This window comes from Burkholderia sp. BCC1998 (genome assembly GCF_905339875.1).
Taxonomy (GTDB): Bacteria; Pseudomonadota; Gammaproteobacteria; order Burkholderiales; family Burkholderiaceae; genus Burkholderia.
In genome coordinates this window covers 1-10,196 of record NZ_CAJPHE010000048.1, presented here as the reverse complement: position 1 = coordinate 10,196, position 10,196 = coordinate 1, and the positions used below count along the sequence as shown (strand labels likewise).

Below are 10,196 nucleotides of genomic sequence, written 5' to 3'. Positions count from 1 at the left end.
AGGCCCGTGGTGGAGCGGGTGAAGGGAATCGAACCCTCGTCGTAAGCTTGGAAGGCTTCTGCTCTACCATTGAGCTACACCCGCGACGGCAAAAATTCTCGCACGACTTTTGAATGATCATATGGCGCCTTCCCGTGATCCAAGAATAGCTGGGGAAGATCACAATTGCCGCAATCAGCCCTATTCTCCTGTAGACGCTCCCGATAGAGTTCTAACAAGCACAAGCCAATCTCAACTCAATCGCGCCCTAGCGCCACAAGCGGATGCGCCTCGCATCGCCAAAGCGAAGTCAGATGCACGCGTGTGCGCTCGGCTCGCACTTCGACCAGTGACATCGGGGCCCATCGCGGCTTGCGATCCTTGTCAACGAGATGTGCCCGCACACCTTCACGGAAATCACCGTCACTAATCGCCCGCGCAACGATGTCGAGTTCCATCCGGAAGGATTCGGCGAGTGTCATCTGTCGACCTCGCAGCAACGCTTCGCGTGTTACGCACAGCATCGTCGGCGAATGGCTCAAAAGCGCATTGAGCGTTGCCTGCAGCCACTGACGATGCTCGCGCGCCAGCTCGTCACGCGCGAGATCCTGCTTCAGCGTCGCGACGATCCGCTCGACGGTGGAGCGCTTGTCGAAGTGACGGACGATCCACTCCATCTGGCTGTCGAGCGCCGCATGCGGCACGACGTTGCATGGCGGCTCGAACACCTCGCACAGCGCAGGCAACACTTCGCCGTTCCACTTGACGCTCTCGATGCGCGTCTCGAACGTATCGAGCCACGACGACGGCACGCACAGGTCCGCGAGCTTCGCGGTCAGCGCGTCGGCGCCTGACAGCACCGCGCCCGTCAGCCCTACGTACAGCTCGAGCTCGACCGTCATGCGCGACAGGAAATGCGTCGCACCGACGTCGGGCACGAGACCGATGCGCGTCTCGGGCATCGCGATCTTGCTGCGCTCGGTCGCGACGCGCAGCGCCGCTCCTTGCGCGAGCCCCATCCCGCCACCCATCGTCACGCCGTCCATCAGCGCAACCACCGGCTTCGGGAACGTGTGGATCGCGTAGTCGAGCCGGTATTCATCAACGAAAAATGACAGCCAGTCGGCACTGCCCTCGCCCAACATTCTGTACAACTGGCGCACGTCGCCGCCCGCGCAGAAACCCCTATCGCCCGCACCGCGCAGCACGACCGCAACGATCTGGTCGTCGGTGCGGCAACGCTCGAGGAGCGCTGCCAGCTCGCCGATCATCGCGTACGACAGCGCGTTGAGCACGGCCGGCCGGTTCAGCGTGATCAGTGCCACGCGGTTCACCACGCGGAACAGCACCTCAGGCGCGAGCTCCGCGAACGCGTTGTGATTCGTGACCGGTGTGTTCATCGTTGTGGCTCTCCGTCGGTGTTCCACTGAGGCGCGCGCTTGCCAAGAAACGCGGCCACGCCTTCGCGCGGATCGTTCGTGTCGAACAGGTCGACGAAGCGTTCGCGTTCGACCGCGAGCGCCGCGCCGCGCGGCACGCCGCGGCGCGCGAGGCCGATCAGTTCCTTGCTGTACGCGACCGCATGCGGGCTCTGCCGGGCGACGTTGCGCGCGAGCGCCAGCGCCGCATCGCGGGCCGCGCTGCTTTCGACCACGTCCTCGACGAGGCCGATCCTGAGCGCCGTCGCCGCGTCGACACGCGTGCCGGCCAGGATGATCTTCTTCGCCCAGCCTTCGCCGACGAGCCAGGGCAGCGTCTGGGTGCCGAGCCCGCACGGCAGCAGGCCGACCGACGGCTCGGGCAGCGCCATCTGCGCGTGCGTCTCGGCGATCCGCAAGTCGCACGCGAGCGCGCATTCGAGGCCGCCGCCCATCGCATAGCCGTTGATCGCCGCGATCGTCACGACGCGCGCGTCATGCAGCGCCTCGAAGGCCGCGCCGAAACGCGCGGCCATTGCACGCGCGACCGCGCGGTCGCCGTCGGCGAACGTGTTCAGGTCGGCGCCCGCGCTGAAGAACTTCGGGCCGTCGCCGGTGATCACCAGCGCGCGCACGCGCGGGTTCGCGTTCAATGCGGCGACGGTTGCCTGCAGCTGCTGCAGCCCGTCGGCGGTAAAGGCGTTCGCGGGCGGACGCTTGAGCGTCGCGCATGCGATCGCGCCGTCGTCGACGTAGTCGAGTTCGATCATGAGGCGTCCTTCTTCGTGGCCGGTTGGTACAGGCGGATCACCGCCGAGAAATCGAGTTGCCCGTCGCCGCGGCTGCTCATCGTCTGGTACAGCTGCTGCGCGAGCGCGCCGAGATAGACGGGCTGGCGCGCCTGCTTCGCGGCGTCGTTCGCGAGGCCGAGATCCTTCAGCATCAGGTCGGTGCCGAAGCCGCCGCTGTAGCCGCGCGACGACGGCGCGGTGTCGATCACGCCCGGATACGGGTTGTAGGTGTCCGAGCTCCAGCAGCGGCCCGTCGACGTGTTGACGATGCCGGCCAGCACCTTCGGGTCGATGCCGAGCGCGACGCCGAGCGACATCGCCTCCGACACGGCCGCCATCGAGATGCCGAGCACGAGGTTGTTGCACACCTTCGCGACCTGCCCCATCCCCGTCGCGCCGCAGTGGACGATGTTCTTGCCCATGCCGGCGAGCACCGGCTTCACGCGCTCGAAATCCGCGTCGCTGCCGCCGACCATGAAGGTCAGCGTGCCGGCCGCCGCGCCGCCGGTGCCGCCCGACACGGGTGCATCGACGAACGCGCCGCCGTGCTCGCGCACGAGCGCGCCGAACGCCTGCGCACTTGCCGGGTCGATCGTGCTCGAATCGATCACGGTCGCGCCGGCGTCGAGGCCGGCCAGCACGCCGTTCTCGCCGGCGAGCACCGAGCGCACGTGCGGCGCGGCCGGCAGCATCGTGATCACGAAGGTCGCGCCCGATGCCGCGTCGCGCGGCGAGTCGGCCACCTGCGCGCCGGCGTCCTGCAGCGCGCGCAATGCATCGGCGCTCAGGTCGAACGCATGCACTTCATGGCCGGCCTTCAACAGGTTCAGCGCCATCGGCGCACCCATGTGGCCCAGTCCGATAAAACCGATCTTCATGGTCATCTCCTCCGCGGCTCAATGCAGCCGGATCGTCGTGTTCACCGGGCCGGCCGTCGTGTCGTCGTCGAACCAGCGCGCGGTGACCGTCTTGGTCTGCGTATAGAACTGCACGACCTGCTTGCCGTACGGGCCGAGATCGCCGAGCTTCGAGCCGCGCGAACCGGTGAAGCTGAAGAACGGCACCGGCACCGGAATCGGGATGTTGATGCCGACCTGGCCGACGTCGATCTCGCTCTGGAACTTGCGTGCCGCCGCGCCGCTCTGCGTGAAGATGCCCACGCCGTTGCCCATCGGGTTCGCGTTGACGAGCGCGATCGCTTCGTCGAGCGTGTCGACTTCCATCACGACCAGCACCGGCCCGAAGATTTCATGCGTATAGACCGTCATGTCGGGCTTCACGCCCGAGAAGATCGTCGGCCCGATGAAGTTGCCCTCCTCGAAACCGGCGACCTTCACGTCACGGCCGTCGAGCTCGAGCTTCGCGCCTTCCTTCACGCCCGCGTCGATCAGAGAAAGGACGCGCTGCTTCGCCGCTTTAGACACGACGGGGCCGACGTCGGTGCCGGCTTCAGAGCCCGCGTTGACCTTCAGCGCCTTCGCCTTCGCGACGATCTCCGGCAGCCAGTCGCGCGCACTGCCGACGAGCACCGCGACTGACGTGGCCATGCACCGCTGGCCAGCTGCACCGAACCCTGCACCGGCGAGCGCGTTGGTCGTCTGCTCGCGATTCGCGTCGGGTAACACAACTGCGTGATTCTTCGCGCCCATCATCGACTGCACGCGTTTGCCATGCTGGCTGCCGAGGTTGTACACGTGCGTGCCGACGGCCGTCGAACCGACGAACGAGATTGCCTTCACGAGCGGATGCGTGCAGATCGCGTCGACGACTTCCCTACCGCCGTGCACGACGTTCAGCACGCCCTTCGGCACGCCGGCTTCGACCGCGAGCTCAACGAGCTCCATCGTTGACAGCGGATCCTGTTCCGACGGCTTGAGCACGAACGTATTACCGCACACGATCGCCATCGGGAACATCCACAGCGGGATCATCGCGGGAAAGTTGAACGGTGTGATGCCCGCGCACACGCCGATCGGCTGGCGCAGCGTGTAGGTATCGACGCCGCCCGCGACGTTCTCTGCGAATTCGCCCAGCTGCAGCGTTCCGACCGAGCATGCGTGCTCGACCACCTCGAGGCCGCGGAAGATGTCGCCTTCGGCGTCGGGCAGCGTCTTGCCCTGCTCAGCCGTCAGCGTCTTGGCGATCCGTTTGAGATTCATTCGCACAAGATCCTGGAACTTCAGCATGATGCGCATGCGCGCGGAGATCGGCGTGTTCTTCCACGTCGCATACGCGGCGTGCGCGGCCTGCACGGCCGCGTCAACTTCCGAGACGGTCGCAAACGGTACACGCCCGAGCACCTGCTGCGTTGCTGGGTTGACAATATCGCGCCACTCAGTCGTCGTGGATTCAACGAAGTTGCCGTCGATAAGCAGTTTCGCGGTCAGCGCAGTTTGCCCAGCCTGGGGCGTCAGATTAGTGTTCATAGATCAGCTTCCTAATTGAGGCCCCGCAATGCATGCAATGCAAAGTTGGCCAATTCATGTTGATGGTGTGCCCGGCCCCGCCACAAACGCGTAACGGAATAGCCAGTGCGTCAATTGCAGCCCTGCTGCGAACCCAACTTCCTGGCACTAGCTCGGTACCACTACGTGACGGTCGTCGAAACAACCGATACACGCCTACAAACGTTGCTATAGCAAAAGCTGTCGTGCGATCACCATCCGCTGCACTTCGCTGGTGCCTTCGTAAATCTGCGTGATGCGCGCATCGCGATAGTGACGCTCGACTTCGTAATCGGCGAGGTAGCCGTAGCCACCGTGGATCTGGATCGCGTCCGAGCACACGCGCTCGGCCATCTCGGACGCAAACAGCTTCGCCTGCGATGCTTCGGACAGGCACGGCAGCCCCGCCGTGCGCAGCTTCGCCGCGTGATGCACGAGCAGGCGCGCCGCGTTGATCTGCGTGGCCATGTCGGCGAGCTTCTGCTGGATCGCCTGGTGCTCGGAGAGCGACTTGCCGAACTGCACGCGCTCGCCCGCATAGCGGCGCGCCTTGTCGAACGCGGCACGCGCGATGCCGAGCGCCTGCGCGGCGATGCCGATCCGGCCGCCTTCGAGGTTCGACAGCGCGATCTTCAGCCCTTCGCCGCGATTGCCGAGCAGGTTTTCCTCCGGAATCGCGCAGTTCTCGAACGCGATCGGGCACGTGTCCGATGCGCGGATGCCCATCTTCTTCTCGGGCTTGCCGACGATGAAGCCCGGCGTGTCGGTCGGCACCAGGAACGCGGAAATGCCGCGCTTGCCGGCTTCCGGGTCGGTCATGGCAAAAACGATCGCGACCCCGGCACGCTGGCCGTTGGTCACGAACTGCTTCGCGCCGTTCAGCACCCACTTGCCGTCACGCAGTTCCGCCCGCGTGCGCAGGTTGTGCGCCTCGGAGCCGGCTTGCGGCTCAGTCAGACAAAATGCGCCGATAGTCCGGCCTGTCGCCAAGCTGCCGAGCCAGCGCTCCTTCTGCTCTGGCGTGCCGTACGCAAGAATTGGCCCACAACCGACCGAGTTGTGCACGCTCATCATCGTCGCGCACGCTGCATCGCCGGCCGCGATCTCTTCGATCGCAAGCGCGTACGCCGTGTAATCCGTATATGAGCCGCCCCACTCTTGCGGAACAATCATCCCAAGTAAGCCAACTTCGCCCATCTGCAAGACGACCTCGTCGGGCAGATATCCGTCTTGATCTCGTCGCGATGCATTCGGTACCAGCACCTCACTGGCAAAAACATGTGCGGCATCACGAATCATCCGCTGATCTTCCGTGTAGAGATCGTTCATCTCGATATATTGTCCAGATTTGGTCGGTCTTAGCTTGTGGGGAAGCCCGTCTTGATGGAGAGAGTGTAAGTAAGCGCGAGTTCTGTATCGATGCTCGCAACGATCAATTGCACTAAGCGTTTTTGCCATACTGACGCTCGTTCCGATGGTGCGATGGTTTTAAAGCCGACTCGGTAGCGCGCAGCGGCACATTTCTGGTCGCAAATTCGACGTCGCCCCCCACTAGCGAAACATTCTTCCAAGGTGCATCGTCAGTCTCGATCGCGGCGAATTGGCGTACCTGGCAACGCTCGCGGTGAGACACTGCCCGCAACCTCGCGGGACTAGCCGAACAAGGCGCCGTCGCCGATCTGGATGCCAAGGTCGGCGCGACGCATACCGTTACAGGTACAACAAGGTAAATGCGTCGCAACGTCAATTGCATTCGTTCCCACGACGATGACGTTCCGTTGCACACAGACTCGCGTGAGCTCAGCCGGTCGCCTACGACCGAATCGTGTGTCTTTAAGAATTTTCAGACCGGAAACACCCCAAAACTATCAATCGGTAAATCTCTCCGTGGAGCAGCCCCCCCCTGAAACGCTCGACATATTCGATGTGTCGCGGCCCCTGTCTATATGCGTAGCGGGAGCGCGTTCAGCGCATAGATTGAGAGCGTATGGCGTTGCGCAGCGGGTTGCACAAACTGTTCGTCGAGATTCGAGCCTCAGCTGGCGGCCGTGGCATCATGGGCATGACGCGCGAGGAAGGCACGGCGATTGGTCGCTTCAAAGCAAGTCACTTGATCGAAGAGCTCGGTTGATCTGAAAGCAGTCAGGCAGCCATGCGTACGAGTAAGCCCCGGTCGAGAGGATCGATATACCGAATCATCTCAACCGTGCGTTCAAGGTTGATGCACCGAATTAAGTCTGGTGTGTCGACATCACGTGTGTCTGGGCACAAGGCCGTTGGCATTACCTGGCTGCCCTTGCTTTGTTCTCGCGCCGAGACGTCGGCTGGGCGTTCTCAACGTGCCCGGATGCCGATTCGGTCGTGCAAGCTCGGGATATTGCCTATGAGCGCATTCGGCCACAAGGGTTGCTATTCCACTCGGATCAGGCCGGTCAGTATGCGAGTCGGAAATCCTGTCAGCGCCAGTGGTGCTATCGGATATAGCCGAGCATACGCCGTCGCCGAAACTGTTTGGACAGCACTCCGATGGAGACGCTGTTCCACAGCTTCAAGACTGGGTGACCGCCGTCAGCGGGTTACCTGTCGGCGCAGGAAGCACACCGGGATATCAGCCGCTACCTGATGCACTGGCACAACTGAATACGGCCGCGTCAGTTCCATGACGAACGGTGCCAACCATCGCGGGAGAAAACGCGAACAATAATTAGGCCCGTCAACCAACCGATCAACTTTCACGCCGGAGTACGTTTTGGACGGCAGAATTAGATAGATCATTGGTTACAGGCTAGACCATCGTCTCTCGATAGTTAAAGAACTTCGACATCTGGCCGATCCCGGGATTGAAGCAATTGCAGGGATCGAGCTCCCGGTAGAACTTCGCGAGCGCTGGCTTTGCAGCGTAAAGGTGCCCAACGTTGTGCTCAGCCGGGTACTCCGCGCCGCGCTCATCCAGCAGTTCCCACACCCGGTGCTCGATACTCAGCTGGTCGTTGCCTTTTTTGACGATGTAGTCCTGATGGAACACGTGACACAGAAAATGTCCGTAATACAGCTTAATCGAGATCGCAGTCTCGATTTCTGCCGGTAATGTCTCCACCCAATCGCGATCGTTGCGGCGGAGCGCAACATCAAGCGCAACTATGTCTTCGACGTCTTCTGAGTGAACTGCGCGATATCGGACAGCAGCACCCGCAGCAGCAAATCGATGCAGAAAAGCTTTCTTACCCTCGTCGCTGGTGCATTCGAAGTAGCTGCCGGATGCAGCCGCAAAATAGTCGTCAAGGTATGCGCGAGTTTCGTCAACGCTTTCCGCCGAAACCTTCAACATAAGGTGATGCTCGTACTTGTCTCGAAACGCTGTCATGCGCTTTGGCAAGTGACTGGGGAACAGTTCGCTTACCGCCTGAAGCGCGCGATCTGTCAAGTTTGGTGGGAAAAATCCCAATCGATTGAAAATGGCGTCGAGACGACTCTTCAAGCTGAAAAAGACCGGCAAGCGTGACGTCCCCAGATAGTCAATCGCAAGGAACATATCCTTTCCATACTTTTCAGCAATATCAAACGCATCACGATGGAGGTACTCACCTGCAATCGGAAGATCTGGAAGCTTCTGGAGTGTGTGGCGCCGGATATCCGTGAGCTCGGAAGGCTCATTTGTGCCGATATAAAATACCTTTGGATTCTGCTCTATCGGGAATGTATCAAGGCGAACCGCGAACACCATCAGTTTTCCGGCCGATCCCGAGGCTTCATACAACCGCCTCGAATCCGCATTAAAGCGCGCAGGCGTGTCGGCATCGACTTCACTTACATGGCTCGCATAATTTTGATCCGAGCCAGCCCCAGCGTCTTGCTGGATGTCGGTATCCGAGAAGGTACGACGCTCAAGCCGATCAAGGATCTCTAGCGGGGATTCACCAAGTTCGATACCAAGGTGATTAACGAGTTGCAGCTTGCAATCACTATTCACTTTAGCAAATAGTGCCATCTCAGTGTAGGCTGGTCCGCGTCTAACAAGTGCGCCGCCAGAGTTGTTGCAGACACCGCCAAACACCGAAGCGCCAATGCAACTCGAGCCTATCACCGAGTGGGGTTCGCGGCCGAGGGGCTTCAGCGTTTTCTCGAGCTGGTCGAGTGTCGCCCCAGGCAGACACACAACCTGCCTACCCTCGTCAATTACATACACCTTGTTCATTCGGGTCGTGCTGACAATCACGACTGGCCGATCGTATTTGTCACCATCTGGGGTTGAACCACCCGTGAGACCCGTGTTCGAGGCCTGGGTGATCACGATCACATTCGCTGCGACGCACGCCTTGAGCACCTTCCACTGTTCGAGAATGGTTCCAGGACGAACAACCGCTAAGGCGGAGCCCGCCCCAAATCGGAAGCCGGTTCGGTAGCTACGCGTAGCTGCTTCTCCCGTGAGAACATGCTTTTTTCCTACAGTGTCGCGTAGGATAGTGACCAAATTGCCAACCGTCTCGTCCCTGGTTCCGGACGCTTCTGCGCGAAATGCAGTCACTTCTGTCTCCGTATGATCGCCTACGATGTGTCGTCATTGCGACGAGCAAAACGCTGCACATCGATTGCTGAGAAGTTTAGAATCCCATTTATTACTAGTCCAATATCTTGGAGTAGGGTTTTGGAGACGAAAAAGATATGGAACTTCGTCAACTACGATACTTTCTGGCTGTCGCTGATCACCTTCATTTCACTGAAGCGGCGGCACGTCTCGGCATTGCTCAACCGCCGCTGAGCCAGCAGATCCTCAAGCTCGAGCGCGAAGTCGGCACGGCACTCTTTATCCGTCATCCTCGTCGGGTCGAATTGACTGAGGCCGGACGACTGTTGCGCGATAGCGCCCAACGCATCGTCGACGATGCCCAGCAGGCGCTCGTCGAGGCGCAGAATGCGGGACGTGGGGAGACTGGCCGGCTGTTGCTCGGTTTCGCTGGCTCGACAGTGTTTCATCCGGTCGTGGCTTCGACCATGCAGCAGTTCCGGCACGCCTATGCACGTATCGTAATCAGCTGCGAAGAGAGCAACAGCGTGGCGTTACTCGACAAGGTGAACGCACGGAAGATCGATGCTGCCCTTGTCCGCATTCCACTACATTGTGGAGATCTCGTGGTTGAACCGCTCGTCTCCGAAGACATGATTGCGGTTCTGCCCGAAGACCACCCCCGGAGTCAGCACAAACGCATTGATCTGGCAGACTTGGCAGATGATCCGTTCATAACCTTTCCGCGAGCTATCGGTCCAAATCTTTACGATTCGATTGTCGGAGCCTGTCATGCTGCGGGATTTGTTCCGTCTATCGGCATGGAGTCGCCGCAGATATCATCCGCAGCCAACTTGGTCTCAGCGGGCTTCGGTGTGGCAGTAGTTCCCGCTTCGATTAGGCAAGTTCAGGTAGCGGGTGTTTCATACCACGAACTCCGAGGCAACCCGCTCTCGACAGGCATCGCTCTGATACATCGCCAGCGTGAACGGTCACCGGCAGTAGTGAACTTCGTGAGAGTTTTACGCCAGTGCCGTGCAACAGCATCAATGCTCTGAAC

General features: G+C 60.9%; 7 protein-coding genes, 1 tRNA gene and 1 pseudogene. 2 read left to right on the top strand and 7 right to left on the bottom strand.

Annotated elements, in window-relative coordinates; genetic code table 11:
* Window positions 1–10 precede the first annotated feature (10 nt).
* From U5A56_RS36410 to U5A56_RS36385, 6 genes are all read right to left on the bottom strand, one after another.
* Window positions 11–84, bottom strand: a tRNA-Gly gene (locus U5A56_RS36410).
* Window positions 85–236: 152 nt separating this feature from the next.
* Complete coding sequence (locus tag U5A56_RS36405; protein WP_257776096.1) at window positions 237–1,379, bottom strand: enoyl-CoA hydratase/isomerase family protein; 1,143 nt, start codon at window positions 1,377–1,379, stop codon at window positions 237–239.
* Complete coding sequence (locus U5A56_RS36400) at window positions 1,376–2,167, bottom strand: enoyl-CoA hydratase (RefSeq protein WP_257776097.1); 792 nt, start codon at window positions 2,165–2,167, stop codon at window positions 1,376–1,378. The genes U5A56_RS36405 and U5A56_RS36400 overlap by 4 nt, the downstream gene beginning before the upstream one ends.
* Complete coding sequence (mmsB, locus tag U5A56_RS36395; RefSeq protein ID WP_257776098.1) at window positions 2,164–3,066, bottom strand: 3-hydroxyisobutyrate dehydrogenase; 903 nt, start codon at window positions 3,064–3,066, stop codon at window positions 2,164–2,166. The genes U5A56_RS36400 and mmsB overlap by 4 nt, the downstream gene beginning before the upstream one ends.
* An 18-nt stretch (window positions 3,067–3,084) precedes the next feature.
* The gene (locus U5A56_RS36390) at window positions 3,085–4,614 is read right to left on the bottom strand and encodes a CoA-acylating methylmalonate-semialdehyde dehydrogenase (RefSeq protein WP_257776099.1); all 1,530 of its coding nucleotides are present in this window, start codon (window positions 4,612–4,614) and stop codon (window positions 3,085–3,087) included.
* A 207-nt stretch (window positions 4,615–4,821) separates the two neighbouring features.
* A complete protein-coding gene (locus U5A56_RS36385; RefSeq protein WP_257776101.1) occupies window positions 4,822–5,961 on the bottom strand; it encodes an acyl-CoA dehydrogenase in 1,140 nt (379 codons plus the stop codon).
* A 655-nt stretch (window positions 5,962–6,616) separates the two neighbouring features.
* On the opposite strand from U5A56_RS36385, the pseudogene U5A56_RS37300 reads away from it, so the two are divergent.
* Window positions 6,617–7,269: pseudogene (locus tag U5A56_RS37300) on the top strand (DDE-type integrase/transposase/recombinase); the annotation flags it as partial.
* A gap of 148 nt (window positions 7,270–7,417) precedes the next feature.
* Here the strand turns inward: U5A56_RS37300 and dld are convergent.
* Window positions 7,418–9,103, bottom strand: coding sequence for a D-lactate dehydrogenase (dld, locus tag U5A56_RS36375; RefSeq protein WP_257776102.1), 1,686 nt, complete (start codon window positions 9,101–9,103; stop codon window positions 7,418–7,420).
* Window positions 9,104–9,294: 191 nt separating this feature from the next.
* On the opposite strand from dld, the gene U5A56_RS36370 reads away from it, so the two are divergent.
* Complete coding sequence (locus U5A56_RS36370; RefSeq protein ID WP_257776100.1) at window positions 9,295–10,194, top strand: LysR family transcriptional regulator; 900 nt, start codon at window positions 9,295–9,297, stop codon at window positions 10,192–10,194.
* The last annotated feature ends 2 nt before the right edge of the window (window positions 10,195–10,196 follow it).

Coding starts and splice junctions, on each gene's coding strand:
- U5A56_RS36405 (WP_257776096.1), bottom strand. CDS start 1,379: ATGAACACACCGGTCACGAATCACAACGCGTTCGCGGAGCTCGCGCCT.
- U5A56_RS36400 (WP_257776097.1), bottom strand. CDS start 2,167: ATGATCGAACTCGACTACGTCGACGACGGCGCGATCGCATGCGCGACG.
- U5A56_RS36370 (WP_257776100.1), top strand. CDS start 9,295: ATGGAACTTCGTCAACTACGATACTTTCTGGCTGTCGCTGATCACCTT.
- U5A56_RS36385 (WP_257776101.1), bottom strand. CDS start 5,961: ATGAACGATCTCTACACGGAAGATCAGCGGATGATTCGTGATGCCGCA.
- U5A56_RS36390 (WP_257776099.1), bottom strand. CDS start 4,614: ATGAACACTAATCTGACGCCCCAGGCTGGGCAAACTGCGCTGACCGCG.
- mmsB (WP_257776098.1), bottom strand. CDS start 3,066: ATGAAGATCGGTTTTATCGGACTGGGCCACATGGGTGCGCCGATGGCG.